Below are 17932 nucleotides of genomic sequence, written 5' to 3' on the forward strand. Positions count from 1 at the left end.
CACCCCCGCGGTGCCGCCCTTCGGTGTGCCGGGGGCCGGTCGCGGGCCGCCCCTGTTCGCCCGTGGATTACTCCGGAGCCGTGACGCGGGGCGCGTGGAAGGATGGGGCGGCAACGTCACCATCAAAGGAGATGACCGCGTGCCAGGCACGAATCTCACCCGTGAAGAGGCTCAGCAGCGGGCGAAGCTGCTCACCGTCGACTCGTACGAGATCGAACTCGATCTCAGCGGTGCGCAGGAGGGCGGCACCTACCGGTCCGTGACCACCGTGCGCTTCCGGTCGGCCGAGGCGGACGCCGAGACCTTCATCGACCTCGTCGCGCCGTCCGTGCACGAGGTCGTGCTGAACGACAAGGCGCTCGACGCGACCGCGGTCTTCCGGGATTCCCGGATCGCGCTGGAGCACCTGGCGGCGGGTGACAACGAGCTCCGCGTCGTCGCGGACTGCGCCTACACCAACACGGGCGAGGGCCTCCACCGGTTCGTCGACCCGGTCGACCAGCAGGCGTACCTCTACACCCAGTTCGAGGTGCCGGACGCGCGGCGGGTCTTCGCCAACTTCGAGCAGCCCGACCTGAAGGCGACCTTCCGGTTCACCGTGACGGCGCCCGAGGGCTGGACGGTCGTCTCGAACTCGCCACGGGAGACTCCGGAAGGGGCCGAGCCGGAGGACGTCAAGGACAACGTCTGGCGCTTCGAGCCGACCCCGCGGATCTCGACGTACATCACCGCGCTCATCGCCGGGCCGTACCACGCGGTGCACAGCTCCTACGAGGGCAAGGACGGGCAGTCCGTGCCGCTCGGCATCTACTGCCGGCCCTCGCTCGCCGAGTTCCTCGACGCGGACGCGATCTTCGAGGTGACGCGGCAGGGCTTCGACTGGTTCCAGGAGAAGTTCGCGTACGACTACCCCTTCGCCAAGTACGACCAGCTCTTCGTGCCGGAGTTCAACGCGGGCGCGATGGAGAACGCGGGCGCGGTCACCATCCGCGACCAGTACGTCTTCCGTTCGAAGGTGACGGACGCGGCGTACGAGGTGCGCGCGGAGACGATCCTGCACGAGCTGGCGCACATGTGGTTCGGCGACCTGGTCACCATGGAGTGGTGGAACGACCTGTGGCTGAACGAGTCGTTCGCCACCTACACCTCGATCGCCTGCCAGGCGTACGCCGAGGGCTCGAAGTGGCCGCACGCGTGGACCACCTTCGCCAACTCGATGAAGACCTGGGCGTACCGGCAGGACCAGCTGCCGTCCACGCACCCGATCATGGCGGACATCCGTGACCTGGACGACGTCCTGGTCAACTTCGACGGGATCACGTACGCCAAGGGCGCCTCGGTGCTCAAGCAGCTCGTCGCCTACGTCGGCATGGACGCCTTCTTCAAGGGCGTGCAGGCGTACTTCAAGGCGCACGCCTTCGGGAACACGCGCCTGTCGGATCTGCTGGGCGCCTTGGAGGAGACCTCGGGGCGCGACCTGACTGCCTGGTCGAAGGCGTGGCTGGAGACGGCCGGCATCAACATCCTGCGTCCGGAGATCGAGACGGACGCCCAGGGCGTCATCACGTCCTTCGCCGTCCGCCAGGAGGCACCGGCCCTGCCGGCGGGTGCCAAGGGCGAGCCCGTCCTGCGCCCGCACCGCATCGCGATCGGCCTGTACGACCTGCGGGACGGCGTGCTGAGCCGCACCGACCGGATCGAGCTGGACATCGACGGCGGTCTGACGGAGGTGCCCGAGCTGGTCGGCCGCGCCCGGCCGACCGTGGTGCTGCTGAACGACGACGACCTGTCGTACGCGAAGGTCCGCCTGGACGAGGTGTCGCTGTCGAACGTCACCGCGCACTTGGGCGACTTCACCGAGTCGCTGCCGCGCGCGCTGTGCTGGGCCTCGGCCTGGGACATGACCCGTGACGGCGAGCTGGCGACCCGCGACTACCTGGCCCTGGTTCTGTCGGGCATCGGCAAGGAGTCGGACATCGGCGTCGTGCAGTCGCTGCACCGGCAGGTGAAGCTGGCCGTGGACCTGTACGCCGACCCGGCGTGGCGGGAGCAGGGCCTGGCGACGTGGACGGAGGCGACGCTGGAGCACCTGCGCGGCGCCGAACCGGGCAGCGACCACCAGTTGGCGTGGGCCCGTGCCTTCGCGGCGACGGCCCGGACCGAGGAGCAGCTGTCGTACCTGTCGGCGCTGCTCGACGGGTCGGAGCGGGTCGAGGGCCTGGCCGTCGACACCGAGCTGCGGTGGGCGTTCCTGGAGCGCCTGGTGGCGACCGGCGTGGCCGGCGAGGAGGCGATCGCGGCCGAGTTGGAGCGGGACGCCACGGCGGCCGGCGAGCGCCACGCGGCCACCGCCCGGGCGGCGCGCCCGACGGCGGAGGCCAAGGCGGAGGCGTGGGGCTCGGTCGTGGAGTCCGGTGACCTGCCGAACGCGGTGCAGGAGGCGGTGATCGGCGGCTTCGTCCAGATGGATCAGCGCGAGCTGCTGGCCCCGTACACGGAGAAGTACTTCGCCGCGGTCAAGGAGGTCTGGGACACCCGGAGCCACGAGATCGCACAGCAGATCGCGGTGGGGCTCTACCCGTCCCTCCAGGTCTCCCACGAGACGCTGGAGGCGACGGACGCCTGGCTGGCCTCGGCCGAACCGAACGCGGGTCTGCGCCGGCTGGTCTCGGAGGCGCGCGCGGGTGTCGAGCGCGCCCTCAAGGCGCAGGCGGCGGACGCTGCCGCGTCCTGAGCCCGTGTGTGCCCCGGTCCGCCCCCGGCGGCCGGGGCACACCCCTGTCCGGACCCGGCCGTGATCCGTCGGGCCACCCCTAGCTAGGCGGCGGAGCCGGCGCCGCGCAGGGCGGCCGCGTCACGGAGGGCCGCCAGGACGTGGGCCAGCGCCGGGGCCGACTCGGCGCCGCCGCGGGTGGCCGCGATGACGTGGCGGGCCGGACGGTCGTGGGCGAGGACGCGGACGGCGATGCCGGAGGCGCGTTCGGTCACCATGCGGGGTACGAGGGCCACCCCCATCCCCGCTCCGACCATGGCCAGGATCGCGCTCCAGCCCGACGCCGAGTGCGCCTGCTCCGGCACGAACCCGGCCGCCTCGCACGCGGAACGGGTGATCTCCGACCAGGGGCCACTGCCCCCGTAGATCCACCGGTCCCCCGACAGGTCGGCCAGCCGCAGGGTCGGGGCGGCGGCGAGGGGGTGGTCGGGCGGGAGCGCCACGTCCAGCGGGTCCTCCAGCAGCGTGACCCGGGTGAAGCGGGGGTCGCGGGCGGTCGGCGCGTGGGCGGCGAGGGAGAGGGCGAGGTCGACGACCCCGGCGGAGAGCAAGGCGTAGGACTCGGCGGCCTCGGTCTCCCGGACCCGCACCTCCACCCCGGGCCGGGTCCGGCGCAGGGCCGCGACGGCCGGCACCACCAGGGCGGGCACGGCGGTGGAGAAGGCCCCGATCCGCACCTCGCCCACCTCGCCGGACAGGTACCCGGCGAGCTCGGCGTCGGCCCGTTCGAGCTGGGCGAAGACGGCCTCGGCGTGCCGCAGGACCAGGTGGGCGGCGTCCGTGAGCCGCACCCGCCGACCTTGCGCCTCCAGCAACGGCACACCGAGCTGCCGGCCCAGGTTGGTCAGTTGCTGCGAGACGGCCGAGGGCGTCATGTGCAGGGCCCCGGCCGTCGCGGTCACCGTTCCCCGGTCGGCCAGGGTCCGCAGGATGCGCAGCTTCTTGATGTCCCACTCGGTCATGGGCCCGAACCTACCGGCGGGCACTCCCCAGCCCCACGCCCACGAGGATCAACGCCATGCACAGCAACTGCGCCGGGCCGGTCCGCTCGCCCAGCAGCAGCAGCCCGAGGCCGGCGACGCAGACCGGCTGGAGGTAGTAGACGATGCCGGCGCGGGCGGCTCCGATGAGGGAGATGGCCTTGTTCCAGGCGAAGAAGGCGACGGCGGAGGACATCACGCCGACGTAGAGCAGCATGCCGCCGGTGCCGGGGGTGAGGTGGAAGCCGCCCTGGACGGTGACGGACACGGCGTAGGCGGGTGCCAGCATCAGCGCGCCGAGCACGAAGGTGGTCAGCAGGAAGGCGAGGCCGCCCAGTTCGGCCGGCTTGCGCTTGAGCAGGGCGCTGTAGGTGGCGAAGGAGAGCGCGGCGGCGAACATCCACAGGTCGCCGGCGGTGAAGTCGAAGCCGAGCGAGCCGTCCCCGACCAGGAGCAGTACCCCGAAGGCGGCGAGCAGCATCCCGAGGACGCGGCGGACGCCGAGCCGTTCGCCGCCGAGGCGGGCGTAGAGGGCCATGATGACCGGCGAGGCCGCCATGATCATGCCCATGTTGGAGGCGGAGGTGGTCAGGCCCGCCTGGTGCACGAGGGTGTTGTAGAGGGTGACGCCGAAGAGGGTGGCGAGCGCGATGTAGCCCAGGTGGCGCCGGATCAGGGCCCGTTGCCGCCATGCCTGGCGGGCGGCGAGGGGGGCGACGGCCACCGCCGCGATGGCCCAGCGCCAGAAGACGGCCTGCACGGGCGGTACGGTCTCGGCCATTCCCCGGGTGGCGACGAAGCTGCCGGACCAGACGACCGTCGCCACGAGGGCCAGGAGCACCCCGAGCCCGGCGGCGCCCTTCTTCCCCGGGCCGGCGGGCTGCCGGGCGTCGGCCGGCTGCTCGGCGGGTGAAGCGGACGGTGTGCGGCCCAGGACGGCCACTGGGTGTCTCCCCCTCGGGATTCGATCGACGGTGCGTGGGACTACCGTCGCACCGGCTCAGCCGTCAGGTCCATCGAAATGTTCCGATCGGTCTTTTCAGCAGAACTGAACGGTTCCGGGGTGGGCGCGCCGGCCCCGGCGGTGGCGCGGGCGGCGGCGCGGGCGGCGAAGAGCTGGCCCGCGACGGTGGCCCCGAAGGCGATGGCCATGCCGACGAGCTGGACCGGGGAGAGGGCCTGCCCGAGGGCCGCCCAGCCGATGACGGCCGCGGTGAGCGGGGACAGCGGGCCGAGCAGGGTGACGGAGGTGGCGGTGAGCTTGCCGATGCCGCGGAACCAGAGCCAGTACGCGGTGCCGGTGTTGATGAGCATCATGTAGCCGTAGCCGAGGAACGCCTTGCCGTCGAGCGCCGGCGGGGCGCCTTCGAGGAGGGCCGCGATCGGGATGATGATCAGGCCACCGGCGGTGAGCTGCCAGCCGGTCATGGCCAGCGGTCCCACGCCGTCCGGCCGGCCCCAGCGCTTGGTCATCACCGTGCCGGCTGCCATGGACGCGGAGGAGACCACGCCGGCGATGATCCCGACGAGGTCGAGCTGGGCGGCGGCCGTCAGGACCACCATGCTGACTCCCAGCGCGCCGGTGACGGCGGCGAGCACGGTGCGCAGGCTCGCCCGCTCCCCCAGGACCAGTGCGGCGAGCCCCACGACGAACAGCGGACCCGCGCTGCCGAGGACGGCCGCGACGCCGCCGGGCAATCGGTAGGCGGCAAGGAAGAGGAGCGGGAAGAAGGCGCCGATGTTGAGCGCCCCCAGGACGGCGGACTTCCACCACCACTCACCCTTGGGGATCCGGCGGGAGAGGGCGGTGAGCAGCAGTCCGGCGGGCAGGGCCCGCATGACGCCGGTGAACAGCGGCCGGTCGGGTGGCAGCAGTTCGGTGGCGACGGCGTACGTGGAGCCCCAGGAGATGGGGGCCAGGGCGGTCAGGGCGACGGTGGCGAGGCGGTTCACGGCGACTCCTCGGGGACGGCGCGGCGATGAGGTGGCGAAGCCCCCTCGCAACACCGCTACTTAGGTTGCTTGTAAGTAGCTTAGCCCTAAGCTACTTTTCGTCAAGCGACTTTTGGCGATCGAAGAAGGGGAGGCCGGATACTTTGCTCATGACCGAGGCCAACAAGGACGCCGTCGACGCGATCACCGACCAGTGGCACGCGGTGCGACCGGACCTGGACACCGTCCCGATGGCCGTGTTCGGCCGTATCAACCGGATCGCCCGGGCCATCAGCGACGAGATGGAACGCACCTACAACCGCTACGGGGTCTCCCTCGGCGAGTTCGACGTGGTCGCCACGCTCCGCCGGTCCGGCGTCCCCTACACCCTCTCGCCGCGACAACTCTCGGCCACGCTGATGCTCACCAGCGGCGGCATGACGGGGCGGCTGGACAAGCTGGAGAAGGCCGGGCTGCTCTGCCGCAACCCCGACCCGAACGACCGGCGCGGGCTCCAGGTGACGATCACCGAGCGCGGGCTCAAGCTCATCGACGAGGCCGTCGCCGCGGGCCTGGAGGTACAGCGCGCCGCGCTCGCGGGGCTGGAGGACGAGGAAGTGACGGCGCTCAGCGGGCTGCTGCGCAAGCTCATGGCCGGCGCCCCCTGAGCCGGCCCGTCGGGCAGGGTGTTCCGGGCCCCGCACGCCGGGGCAGGGCACGACGAGGCGCCGGGGGTCCCGTGCCCACCGTTTCGGTGTGCGGACCCCCGGCGCCCCGGAAGTTCTGACGAATGACCGATGAGACCGCCCCTGTCGGGGCGGCCGGATCAGTCGGTCGGACGCTGCTTGCGCGACTTGTCGCCGACGATCACCAGACCCGCGATGATCAGGAACAGCGCGATCGGCGTGGCCACGTACAGGCCGAGCGTCTCGCCGATGCTCAGGCCCGGACCCGGGTCGTCGCCGTCGTCGCGGATCGTCGCGAGGGCGGGAGACGTCATCAGCAGCATCATCAGCGTCGTTCCGGCCGTGACGGCGCCGGCGCGCAGAGCGTTCTTCTTGTCCACGGTGCAAACGTAGCGAACACCTAAAGGGGGCGCGCGCCCGGGGGTGCCGTACGGGTGTGCGCGCCCTCCCGCACGGCGCTCAGCAGGGCGTTCGCGCGGGGCGAGGCCATCAACGCCTCCAGGGTGACCGGTCGACCAGCCTCGTCGGCGACCGGCAGCCGCCAGTTGGGGTACTGGTCCCAGGTGCCCGGCAGGTTCTGCGGGCGCCGGTCCCCCACGGCGTCGGGCAGCCACACGCCGACCAGCCGAGCCGGCGTGCGCAGCAGGAAGGCGTACAGGCCCCGTACGGCGGCCTCCTCGCCCTTCGCCTCCAGACCCAGCCGGTCCAACACCGCCAGCCACTCGGCGGTGTCGGCGGCGTCCTCGGCCCGCTCCGTGTCCACGGGCCGGGTCAGCAGGCCGAGCCGGTCGCGCAGTTCGACGTGGCTGCCGGCCAGCTTCGCGGCGGTGGGCGGCAGGTCGTGGGTGGTGACGGTGGCCAGGCACTCCGCCCGCCACTCCGCCGGCTCCAGCGGCTGCCCGTCGCCCTGCCAGTCCCGTTCGAACCACAGCACGGACGTGCCGAGCACCCCCCGCCGGGCCAGCGCCCGGCGCACGCCGTGCTCGACCGTGCCGAGGTCCTCGCCGATGACCAGGGCCCCGGCCCGGTGGGCCTCCAGCACCAGCACGGCCAGCATCGCCTCCCCGTCGTAGGAGACGTACGTCCCCTCGGCGGGCGGGGTGTCGCGCGGGATCCACCACAGCCGGAACAGGCCCATCACATGGTCGATGCGCAATGCGCCCGCGTACCGGAAGACCCCGCGCAGCAGGGCCCGGAAGGGGGCGTAGTCGCGGGCGGCGAGCACGTCCGGGCGCCAGGGTGGCAGGCCCCAGTCCTGGCCGCGCGCGTTGAAGGCGTCCGGCGGGGCGCCCACGGTGGCCGCCGCGGCGTGCGTGTCCGGCGCGGCCCAGACGTCCGCGCCCTCCGGGTGCACCCCGACGGCCAGGTCGTGCACCAGGCCGACCGTCATGCCCGCGTCCTTCGCCGCGCGCTGGGCGGCGGTCAGTTGAGCGTCGGTCAGCCAGGCCAGCCAGCAGTGGAACTCGGTGCCACGGGCGGTCTCCGGTGCCCCCTCGGCGCCCTCGGGCCAGGCCGCGGGGTCGGTTCCGTACCGCTCGACCAGCGCGAACCAGGTGGCGTGCCGGGCCAGCGCGGAGCCGCCCGCCTGCCGGAACGCGCGGAACTCGGCGTCCCGGGCCGGCTCGCGCGAGACCGCGTACAGCAGTTCCAGGGCGGCGCGCTTGAGCGCCCACACCGCGTCCCGGTCGATGAGGGCGCCCTTCTCCAGGACCGCGCGGCGAAGCTCTCCGGCCCGGGCGGAGAGCTCCGCGAGCGCCTCCCGGTCGGGGCAGCCGGTGTACTCGGGGACGTCCTCGACGCGCAGGTAGACCGGGTCGGGGAAGCGGCGTGAGGACGGCCGGTAGGGGGAGGGGTCGGTCGGGTTGCCGGGTACGGCCGCGTGCAGCGGGTTGACCTGGAGGAACCCGGCGCCGTGCGTGCGGGCCGCCCAGTCGGCCAGGGCCGCCAGGTCACCGAGGTCGCCCATGCCCCAGGAACGGGCGGAGAGCAGCGAGTACAGCTGGACGAGCAGGCCGGGGACGGTGCGGTCGGGCGCGGCCGGGGCCCGGTCAGGCGCCAGGATCAGGGTCGCGGTGGCGGTGCGGCCGTCGGGGGCACGGGCCGTCAAGTGGTGGACGCCCAAGGGCAGTCCGGGCTCCCAGGGCAGTTCACCACCCTCTTCCAGGGCGACGCGCAGGGTGGTGCCGGGCGGGAGCCCGGCCAGCGCGGCCGGGGCCGAGCCCGCCCAACCGACGACGACGGGCGGCAGCAGCCGGTCCGCCGCGGCCCGTTCCGCCGCCGCCAGAGCGCCCCGTACGGCTTCCGGGTCCCCGGCGGACACCCCCAACCGGTCGAGGACGGCGACGACGGTGGCCTCCGGGGCCCGCAGGGTGATCTCCTCGGCGGGCTGGTAGGAGGTGGCGACGCCGTGCAGGGCCGCGAGCCGGTCGAGGTCGTCCATGTGGGTCCCTGTCTGATCGCTGGGTGGGGTCAGTCGCCCGCGCGGGTGGGCACGGTGGGCTCGCTCGTCAGCGCCGTCTCGTTCGTGAGCGGGGGTTCGCTGGTCAGGGGGGCGTACGCGGTGCAGTCGAGCGGGGGTTCGCTGGTCAACGGCGTGTGGGGCACGTCCGCCGGGCCGCGTTGGCCGCGGAGGTGGGGCAGGAGGGCGCGGGGGGTCGAGGGCGGGACGGTGGCGGTGCGGGCGGATCGGGCTTTCATGGAAGCACTCCTTCGCGCGGGTTCGTGGGACCGATGTAACACGCCCGGCGAACACCGCAGCACTACCCCGTCGGACGCCGGGCATTCCTGGCGCGCCCGTGACGGGTCGGGGGCGCGCGCCGCGCCTGGCACGCCGGGCGCGCGCGGACCCGTACGCCGTCGAGATGGCGCGGCCCGGTCGTACGGCTCTCCCGCCCGGACCGGGCCCGGGCTCTCCCTAGGACGCGGACACCCCGATGCGGTCCAGCGCCGCCTCCGCCCCGTACGGCTCCAGGTACGGCATCCAGCGGGGGTCACGGTGGCCCGTCCCGATGATGCGCCAGGCCAGGCCCGACGGCGGAGCCGGCTGGTGACGCAGCCGCCAGCCGAGTTCCAGCAGGTGACGGTCGGCCTTGACGTGGTTGCACCGCCTGCACGCGGCGACCACGTTGTCCCAGGCGTGCTGGCCGCCCCGGCTGCGCGGGACGACGTGGTCGACGCTCGTCGCGACGGCCCCGCAGTACATGCAGCGGCCGCCGTCACGGGCGAAGAGGGCGCGGCGGGTGAGTGGAACGGGCCCCCGGTAGGGGACCCGCACGAAGCGCTTGAGCCTGACCACGCTGGGCGCGGGGACGGCTCTGGTCGCGCTGTGCAGGAAGGCGCCGGATTCCTCCAGGGAGACCGCTTTGTTCTCCAGGACGAGGACGAGCGCGCGGCGGAGCGGTACGACGCCGAGGGGCTCGTACGACGCGTTGAGGACCAGGACGTGCGGCACGGACTGCCTCCTTGTACGCCGGCGGCGCGTGGCTCGCGCCGGGACGATCTGCTCTCCAGTTTCCCCTTACGGCTGGTCGAAGCGCCACCACGCGCTCGTAACGGGTCGGAGGTGTTTTCCACCACACCCGATTCGTCCCCACGTGAGTCCGGTCTCTCCCTCGAACACGACAACGGGGTCAAGGCGGCTCCCCCGTTAGTGTGGTGGGGCCGCCCGTTTTTCCCCTTCGGGCGGACCGCTATGCCTGGAGGTTTCCCGCCGTGCCCTCGCCCGCCACTTTGCTACCGATGGCAGACGACATCCCGACGACGACGGGTGACGCGACCAAGAGCGTGACGAACGCCGCGGACTTCATCGAGAAGAACTGGGCCGATTGGCTGGCGATGGGGCTGCGGATCCTGCTGATCCTGGTCATCGCCTTCGCCATGCGCTCGGTCATCCGCAAGTCGCTGACCAAGCTGATCAGCCGGATGAACCGGGGCGCCGAGGCCGTCGAGGGGACGGCGCTGGGCGGGCTGCTCGTCAACGCAGAACGGCGCCGCCAGCGCTCGGAGGCGATCGGTTCGGTGCTGCGCTCGGTGGCCTCGTTCCTGATCCTCGGCACGGCCGTGCTGATGGTGCTCGCCGAACTGCGGATAGACCTGGCGCCCCTGCTGGCGAGCGCGGGTGTGGCCGGTGTGGCGATCGGTTTCGGCGCCCGGAACCTGGTGACGGACTTCCTGTCCGGCGTGTTCATGATCCTTGAGGACCAGTACGGCGTCGGCGACAAGATCGACGCCGGGGTGGCCTCGGGCGAGGTGGTCGAGGTCGGGCTGCGCGTGACGAAGCTGCGCGGGGACAACGGCGAGATCTGGTACGTGCGCAACGGCGAGATCAAGCGGATCGGCAACCTCAGTCAGGGCTGGGCCACGGCGGGCGTGGCCATCCAGGTCAAGCCGACGGAGAGCCTCGCCCGCCTGCGCGAGGTGATCCAGGAGGTCGCCGACGGCATGGCGAAGGAGTCTCCGTGGGACGAGCGGCTGTGGGGCCCGGTGGAGGTGCTGGGCCTGGACGAGGTGCTGTTGGCCTCGATGACGGTGAAGGTGTCGGCGAAGACGATGCCCGGCAAGCAGCTCGCCGTGGAGCGGGAGCTGCGCTGGCGGATCAAGGAAGCCTTCGACGCCGCGGGCATCGGCATCATCGGCGGTCTGCCGGCCGCCGACGACGCCGAGGAGAGCGCCGCCGACCCGGCGGCAGCCGTCGCGCCGCCGTCGGCGCTCGCCAACCCGGCCTCCGTGCAGTCGCTGGCCACCAACCCGATCCCGCCCCCGGCCGCACCGGGGAACCCCCGCATCACCAAGTAGTCGCGTAGCGCCTTCCCGCCCTTCCGCTGCCCCGCAGGTCACAACCTGCGGGGCAGCGGCATTGACAGGCCTCGGACGCAATAGGAAACTTACCTAACAGTTCGCTTCGGTGAGGGAGAAACCAGTCCCATGCCCGCCGCCACACCCGGAACACCCAGCCTGCTGCGCGCCATGAACGACCGCGCCGCGCTGGAGCTCCTGCTGACGCACGGACCGCTGTCCCGGACCCGGATCGGGCACCTGACCGGTCTGTCCAAGCCCACCGCCTCCCAGTTGCTGGCCCGGTTGGAGGCCGCCGGGCTGGTCGTGGCCACCGGCACCGACGGCGGCCGTCCCGGCCCCAACGCCCAGCTCTACGCCCTCAACGCGGGCGCCGCCCACGTGGCCGGGCTCGACGTGACCCCGGGCCGGGTCGTCGCGGCCGTCGCCGACCTCGCCGGTGAGGTGGTCGGCAGCTTCGAAGTCCCCTCCGTGGCGGGCGACGACGCCGTCGCGCAGGTCACCGAGGCGTTCGCCGGGGCCGTCGAGGCCGCCGGGCTCCAGCTCTCGGACGTGCACCGGCTGGTCATCGCGACGCCGGGCGCCTTCGACCCGCAGACCGGCCAGTTGCGCTACGCCGGCCACCTGCCCGGCTGGCACTCCCCCACCCTCCTCGACGAACTGGCGGCGGCCCTGCCGATGCCGGTCGAGTACGAGAACGACGTCAACCTCGCCGCGATCGCCGAGCAGCGGCTCGGCGCGGCCCGCGGCCACGAGGACTTCGTCCTGCTGTGGAACGAGGAGGGGCTCGGCGCCGCGCTCGTGCTCGGCGGCCGGCTGCACCGCGGCTGGACCGGCGGCGCGGGCGAGGTGGGCTTCCTGCCCGTGCCCGGCCACCCCCTCGTCCGGCAGGTCACCCGCGCCAACACCGGCGGCTACCAGGAACTGGCGGGCGTGCAGGTGCTGCCCCGCCTCGCCCGGGAGCTGGGGATCGAGGCCCCGGCCGGGATCGAGGCCCCTGGCAGGATCGATACCCCGGGCCGCGGCGAGGCCCCGGACGCGGGCGGGGACCCGGGCGCGGGCGGGGACCCGGGCGGCCCGGAGGTCGCCGTCGGCGTCGCGCTGCTGGAGCGGGCCGCCGCCCGGCCCGAGGGCGCGTACCTGCGCTTCCTCCAGTCGTACGCCACCGTCCTCGCGACCGGTCTGGCCTCCCTGGTCGCCGTACTCGACCCGGAGATCGTGGTGCTGTCGGGCTCCGCGATAGGCGCGGGCGGCGAACCGCTGCGCGCGTTGCTGGAGGCCGAACTGGCCGAACTGGCGCCTTCCCGGCCCCGCCTGGTCCCCGGCGAAGTGCGCGAGCGGCCCGTCCTGCGCGGCGCGCTGGAGAGCGCCCTGATCACCACCCGCGACGAGGTCTTCGACACCTCCCGCCGACGCTGACACCCCCCACAGTTACGGACTGGAGGCCTTCAAGGGGGGCGCATCACACCAACTGGAACCTGACCATGGCGGCGACCGTGCTGGTCATGGCGCCGGTGATCGTCCTCTTCTTCTTCGCCCAGAAGGCGTTCGTCGAGGGAGTCACCCTGACCGGAGTGAAAGGCTAGCGACGATGAAACTCGCAGTGGTGGGCGGCGGTTCCACCTACACCCCCGAGCTGATCGACGGCTTCGCGCGGCTGCGCGACACCCTGCCCGTCGACGAACTGGTGCTGATCGACCCGGCCGCCGAGCGGCTGGAGCTGGTCGGCGGCCTGGCCCGGCGGATCTTCGCCAAGCAGGACCACCCGGGCACGATCACCACCACCGCCGATCTGGACGCGGGTGTCGCCGGCGCCGACGCGGTCCTGCTCCAGCTGCGGATCGGCGGGCAGGCGGCCCGGCTCCGGGACGAGACGTGGCCGCTGGAGTGCGGTTGCGTCGGCCAGGAGACCACGGGGGCCGGCGGGCTCGCCAAGGCCCTGCGCACCGTCCCGGTCGTCCTCGACATCGCCGAACGGGTCCGGCGGGCGAGCCCCGACGCCTGGATCATCGACTTCACCAATCCGGTGGGGATCGTCACGCGGGCGCTGCTCGCGGCCGGGCACAAGGCGGTCGGGTTGTGCAACGTCGCCATCGGCCTCCAGCGGAAGTTCGCGGCGCTGCTGGAGGTCGCCCCGTCCGAGATCCACCTCGACCACGTCGGCCTCAACCACCTGACGTGGGAGCTGGGGGTGCGCCGGGGCGGCCCCGACGGCGATGACCTGCTGCCCGGGCTGCTCGCCGCGCACGGCGGGACCGTCGCCGCCGACCTGCGCCTGCCGCGGGCGGTGTTGGACCGGCTCGGCGTGGTGCCGTCGTACTACCTGCGCTACTTCTACGCGCACGACGAGGTGGTCCGGGAGCTCGGCGAGAAGCCCTCGCGGGCCGCGGAAGTCGCGGCGATGGAACGGGAACTGCTCGCCCTGTACGCGGATCCCGCCCTGGACGAGAAGCCCGCCCTGCTGGCGGAGCGGGGCGGGGCGTTCTACTCGGAGGCGGCCGTGGACCTGGCGGCGGCGCTGCTGGGCGACGGCGCCGGTGCCTCCCCGATCCAGGTCGTCAACACCCGCAACGCCGGGACGCTGCCGTTCCTGCCGGACGACGCCGTCATCGAGGTGCAGGCACGCGTCAACGGCACGGACGGCGGCGGCGGTCGCCCGGGCCCGGTACCGCTGGCGGTGCCCCGGCTGGACCCCCTGTACGCCGGGCTGATCGCGCACGTCACCGCGTACGAGGAACTCGCGCTGGACGCGGCGCTGCGCGGCGGGCGCGAGCGGGTGTTCCGGGCCATGCTCGCGCACCCGCTGATCGGTCAGTTCGACCTCGCCGAGGGGCTGACCGACCGGCTGCTCGCGCACAACAAGGAGCACCTGGCATGGGCGTGAACCCGGAGGCCGCGGCGCGCGCCGCCCCGCTTGGCACCCGCCCGCTTGACCCCGGTCCGCTGTCCATGGGCAGGCTTCCGGCCGCCGTGCTGGCCGTCGACGCCGGGAACAGCAAGACGGACGCGGCGCTCATCGGCGCGGACGGCACCGTGCTCGGAACCGGCCGCTCCGGGGGCTTCCAGCCGCCCCGGACCGGGGTCGAGGCCGCCGTGGACGTGCTCGCGCGGGCCGTCTCGCAGGCGGCCGAGGCCGCCGGCCTGGCACCGCCGCACCCCGGCGGCCCGTACGCGGCGCGGGTGTCGGCCTGTCTGGCCAACGCCGACCTGCCGGTGGAGGAACGGCGGCTCGCGGACGCCATCGGCGCCCGTGGCTGGGGCGGGGCGACCGAGGTGCGCAACGACACCTTCGCCGTGTTGCGGGCCGGGCTCGCGGACACCGGCACCGCGTACGGGGTCGCCGTGGTGTGCGGGGCCGGGATCAACTGCGTGGGGGTGGCGCCAGACGGCCGGATCACGCGCTTCCCGGCGCTCGGGCGGATCTCCGGCGACTGGGGCGGCGGTTCGGGCCTGGCCGGGGAGGCCCTGTGGTGGGCGGCCCGGGCCGAGGACGGGCGCGGCGAGCCCACGGAGTTGGCGTCGGCGGTGCCGGGGCACTTCGGGTTCACGTCGATGGCCGAGCTGATCGAGGCCCTGCACTTGGGTGCGGTGGGGTACGAGCGCACGCACGAGCTGGTGCCGGTGCTGTTCGCGGTGGCCGCGGCCGGGGATCAGGTGGCGGCGGCGGTCGTGGAGCGGCAGGCCCGGGAGGTGGTGGCCATGGCGTCGGTGGCGCTGGGGCGGCTCGGGCTGCTGGGCGAGGAGGTGCCGGTCCTGCTGGGCGGCGGGGTGCTCGCCGCCGGGCACGCGCGGTTGAACGGGGCGATCGGGGCGGGGCTGGCCGAAGTGGCGCCGCGGGCCCGGGTGTCGGTGGTGGCGGCCCCGCCGGTGTTGGGCGCGGGACTGTTGGGGCTGGACGCGGTGGGGGCGCCGGCCGAGGCGTACGGGAAGCTCCGTGCCCATTTCGGGTGAACCTGCCCGCGGGGGCGGCCGGTCTGGAACCGTGGCGGGCGTGCGGACGTATTGACGGTGAAGGGGAGAGGGAACGGCCGCGGCGCCGGACCGGAGGAGGATCGCCCAAGATCCGGGACCGGGTGCTGTGGTTGACCGCCGATGCGGCCATACTGCTGCGACGGGTACTCCCCCGGTGACAGCCGGCGGTGTTCCCGCCCGGCAGCCGGGGGAATCACGACCGAGGGGGAGGTCACGGTGGCCATCACATCACGCGCGCCCGCGCACGGCGGCGGTGTCTCCACGACGCCGCCCGCCGGACCGCCCGCGCGGGAACCCGCCCCGCCCGGGCGGGGCACCGCCTGGGCCGAAGGCGTCGAGCGACTGCGCGCGTCCGCCACCACCGAACCGGGCCGGCTGCGCATCATCGGGGCCGTCCTCGCCGCCCTGGTACTGCTGTTCGGCACGGCGGCGGTGTGGGAGGTCTCCGGCCGGATGAGCGCCGCAAAGGGCGTGGTGGACCACAGCCAGCCGCTGAGCGCCGACGCGGCGAGCATCTACCGCTCCCTCGCGGATGCGGACACGGCCTCCTCCAGCGGTTTCCTCGCCGGTGCGCAGGAGCCGCGCGAGGTCCGCGAACGGTACGAGAAGGACATCGCGAACGCGTCCCGCCTGCTGGTGAACGCCGCCGCCAACACCGATGCCGGCGGCGACTCCCGCAAGGAGATAGCGCTCCTCGGGGAGCAGTTGCCGCGCTACACGGGCCTGATCGAGCAGGCGCGGGCCACCAACCGGCAGGGCCTGCCCCTCGGCGGCGCCTACCTGCGCTACGCCAACGAGCAGATGAGCACGGTGCTGCTGCCGGCCGCCCAGCGGCTCTACGAGGCGGAGACCGGGCGGCTCTACCAGGACTACGACGACGCCCGCTCCTGGCCGCCGGCCGCGACGGTCACCGGCCTGCTGGCCCTCGCCGCCCTGGTATGGGCGCAGCGGCGCAACTACCTTCGGACCCACCGCGTCTTCAACCACGGTCTCGTCGCGGCGACGGCCGCCGCGGTGGTGGTGTTGCTGTGGCTGACCGTCGGTCAGACGCTGGCGCGGTCGGACCTGAGTGAGGCCCGGTCGGGCGGGCAGGAGTCGCTGAAGGTGCTGAACGACGCTCGGATCGCCTCGCTCCAGGCGCGCGCCGGCGAGAACCTGACGCTGATCGCGCGCGGCGCCGTACTGGCCGAGGACAAGACGTCCGACAAGTACGACGTGGAGTTCACGAAGAACATGAAGGAGCTGGACGCGGGGCTGGCGACGGCGCTGCGGCTGGCCGACGACAGCGGTGGTCGCCGGCCCGTCCAGCAGGCCATCGCGGGCGTGGCGCAGTGGAAGCAGCGGCACGCGGCGGCCCGGGAGACCGACATGCGCGGCGACTACGAACTCGCGCTGCCGCAGGTCATCGGCGACAAGGACCACAAGGACAGCAGCGGGGCCTCGTTCGACACGGTGGACGCCTCCCTGGAGCAGGCCGTGGCGCACGAGCAGAAGCAGTTCACTCAGGCGGCCCGGGGCGGACTCGGGGCGCTGGGCGGTCTGGTGACGGGCGCGGCGGCCCTGGCGGTCGTCGGCGCGGCGGCGGCACTGCTCGGCATCGGTCGCAGGCTTTCGGAGTACAGGTGAGATCGATGCGGATACGGGCGGGGCGGGACCAGGGGTACGGCTCCGGCGCGGGCCCCGCCGCCGAGCGCGGCCGAGCCGCGGGCGGGCAGCCCGGGGGCGCCGGGGCCCGGCGGCCTGCGGGCCGGCTGCGCGGCTGGGGCGGTGTCGGCGCGATGGCGGCCGCCTGCGCGCTGACCGCGGCGGCCGTGCTGCTGCCGCTGGCCCAGGCGGCGCCGGACACCATCCGACCCGGCGCGGTCCGGCCGCCCGCCACGATGGCGCTGGCCCCGGCGGCCCCGGCCGACACCTGCCAGGACCCGGAGGCCGGCCTGCGCCCCTCCGGGGCGGACGGGCCGACGATCGAACGCATCCGCAAGGCGGGCAAGCTCGTCGCGGGTGTGGACCAGAACAGCTTCAAGTGGGGCTACCGCAAGCCGGACGGCCACCTCGACGGCTTCGACATCGCGCTGGTCAAGGCCATCGCCAAGGACATCCTCGGCGATGAGAACGCCGTCATCTACCGCGCCATCCCGACCAGTCAGCGCATTCCGGCGCTCAAGGAGAACCGCGTCGACATCGTGGTGCGGGCCATGACGATCAACTGCAAGCGCCTGGAGGACGTCGCCTTCTCGACGGCGTACTTCGAGGCCGGTCAGCAGGTGCTGGCCCCCAAGGGTTCCCCGATCACCGGGTACGACGCCTCGCTGGGCGGCCGCAAGATCTGCACGGCCTCGGGTTCCACCGCGGAGGCCGCCCTCAAGACCCGGTCGTACGGCGCGGTCCCCGTCTCCGTGGCCAACCAGCTGGACTGTCTGGTCCGGCTCCAGTTGGGCGAGGTGGACGGCATCATCACCGACAACGCCCTCGCGGCGGGCCAGGCGGCGCAGGACCCGTCCGTGCAGTTGGTCGGCTCGCCGTTCACCCGCGAGTTCTACGGCGTCGCGATGAACAAGGACGCCGGTGACCTGGTGCGCCGCGTCAACAAGGTGCTGGAGGACTACCGCGCGGGCGGCAACGACAGCCCTTGGATGCAGGCGTACCGTACGCACCTCGCGGCCGTGCTGCCGAACGTGACCGCCCCGCCCGCGCCGAAGTACCGGGACGGCTGAGGCCGTGGCGGGATCGGCGTCGGGATGGGTATCAGGGTCGGGATCCGGGTCGGGATCGGGGCCGTACGTGAGCGGGGAGAG

15 protein-coding genes and 1 pseudogene are annotated in these 17932 nt (G+C 73.5%); 9 read left to right on the top strand and 7 right to left on the bottom strand.

The window, feature by feature from the left end; translation table 11 throughout:
* Positions 1–139 precede the first annotated feature (139 nt).
* Positions 140–2734, top strand: coding sequence for an aminopeptidase N (gene pepN / locus ABZ934_RS10440; protein ID WP_361311064.1), 2595 nt, complete (start codon positions 140–142; stop codon positions 2732–2734).
* 83 nt (positions 2735–2817) lie between these two features.
* On the opposite strand, the gene ABZ934_RS10445 is transcribed toward pepN, so the two are convergent.
* The 3 genes from ABZ934_RS10445 to ABZ934_RS10455 form a co-directional block, all read right to left on the bottom strand.
* On the bottom strand, positions 2818–3735 hold the full coding sequence (locus ABZ934_RS10445; protein WP_361311066.1) for a LysR family transcriptional regulator: 918 nt from the start codon (positions 3733–3735) through the stop codon (positions 2818–2820).
* Between the two features lie 10 nt (positions 3736–3745).
* Positions 3746–4594, bottom strand: a complete 849-nt coding sequence (locus ABZ934_RS10450; protein WP_361311387.1) for a DMT family transporter — start codon at positions 4592–4594, stop codon at positions 3746–3748.
* 143 nt (positions 4595–4737) lie between these two features.
* Positions 4738–5706 carry an EamA family transporter gene (locus ABZ934_RS10455; RefSeq protein ID WP_361311068.1) on the bottom strand — a complete coding sequence of 323 codons (969 nt, stop codon included), beginning with the start codon at positions 5704–5706 and terminating at the stop codon, positions 4738–4740.
* Positions 5707–5855: 149 nt separating this feature from the next.
* Here ABZ934_RS10455 and ABZ934_RS10460 point away from each other — a divergent pair, with 149 nt between their 5' ends.
* Positions 5856–6353 carry a MarR family transcriptional regulator gene (locus ABZ934_RS10460; protein WP_361311070.1) on the top strand — a complete coding sequence of 166 codons (498 nt, stop codon included), beginning with the start codon at positions 5856–5858 and terminating at the stop codon, positions 6351–6353.
* Between the two features lie 158 nt (positions 6354–6511).
* Here the strand turns inward: ABZ934_RS10460 and ABZ934_RS10465 are convergent, their stop codons facing one another.
* The 4 genes from ABZ934_RS10465 to ABZ934_RS10480 form a co-directional block, all read right to left on the bottom strand.
* The gene (locus ABZ934_RS10465; RefSeq protein WP_361311072.1) at positions 6512–6751 is read right to left on the bottom strand and encodes a hypothetical protein; all 240 of its coding nucleotides are present in this window, start codon (positions 6749–6751) and stop codon (positions 6512–6514) included.
* A gap of 20 nt (positions 6752–6771) precedes the next feature.
* Entirely contained in the window at positions 6772–8811 is a 2040-nt protein-coding gene (malQ, locus tag ABZ934_RS10470; RefSeq protein WP_361311074.1) for a 4-alpha-glucanotransferase, read from the bottom strand.
* Positions 8812–8840: 29 nt separating this feature from the next.
* Positions 8841–9068, bottom strand: a complete 228-nt coding sequence (locus tag ABZ934_RS10475) for a hypothetical protein (RefSeq protein WP_361311076.1) — start codon at positions 9066–9068, stop codon at positions 8841–8843.
* Between the two features lie 217 nt (positions 9069–9285).
* Positions 9286–9822 (bottom strand): HNH endonuclease, encoded by a 537-nt coding sequence (locus ABZ934_RS10480; protein WP_361311079.1) that lies wholly within the window; start codon positions 9820–9822, stop codon positions 9286–9288.
* A gap of 287 nt (positions 9823–10109) precedes the next feature.
* On the opposite strand from ABZ934_RS10480, the gene ABZ934_RS10485 reads away from it, so the two are divergent.
* The 7 genes and pseudogenes from ABZ934_RS10485 (at position 10110) to ABZ934_RS10515 (ending at position 17851) form a co-directional block, all read left to right on the top strand.
* Positions 10110–11165, top strand: a complete 1056-nt coding sequence (locus ABZ934_RS10485) for a mechanosensitive ion channel family protein (protein ID WP_361311082.1) — start codon at positions 10110–10112, stop codon at positions 11163–11165.
* A 129-nt stretch (positions 11166–11294) separates the two neighbouring features.
* A complete protein-coding gene (locus ABZ934_RS10490) occupies positions 11295–12584 on the top strand; it encodes an ROK family transcriptional regulator (RefSeq protein WP_361311084.1) in 1290 nt (429 codons plus the stop codon).
* A gap of 10 nt (positions 12585–12594) precedes the next feature.
* Positions 12595–12751: pseudogene (locus ABZ934_RS10495) on the top strand (carbohydrate ABC transporter permease); the annotation flags it as partial.
* Between the two features lie 5 nt (positions 12752–12756).
* Positions 12757–14049, top strand: a complete 1293-nt coding sequence (locus ABZ934_RS10500; RefSeq protein WP_361311087.1) for a 6-phospho-beta-glucosidase — start codon at positions 12757–12759, stop codon at positions 14047–14049.
* Between the two features lie 65 nt (positions 14050–14114).
* Positions 14115–15116 carry a BadF/BadG/BcrA/BcrD ATPase family protein gene (locus tag ABZ934_RS10505; protein ID WP_361311389.1) on the top strand — a complete coding sequence of 334 codons (1002 nt, stop codon included), beginning with the start codon at positions 14115–14117 and terminating at the stop codon, positions 15114–15116.
* 363 nt (positions 15117–15479) lie between these two features.
* Entirely contained in the window at positions 15480–16763 is a 1284-nt protein-coding gene (locus ABZ934_RS10510) for a hypothetical protein (protein WP_361311391.1), read from the top strand.
* 152 nt (positions 16764–16915) lie between these two features.
* The gene (locus ABZ934_RS10515) at positions 16916–17851 is read left to right on the top strand and encodes a glutamate ABC transporter substrate-binding protein (RefSeq protein WP_361311393.1); all 936 of its coding nucleotides are present in this window, start codon (positions 16916–16918) and stop codon (positions 17849–17851) included.
* Positions 17852–17932 lie beyond the last annotated feature (81 nt).

This window comes from Streptomyces sp. NPDC046557, from assembly GCF_040645975.1.
Lineage (GTDB): Bacteria > Actinomycetota > Actinomycetes > Streptomycetales > Streptomycetaceae > Streptomyces.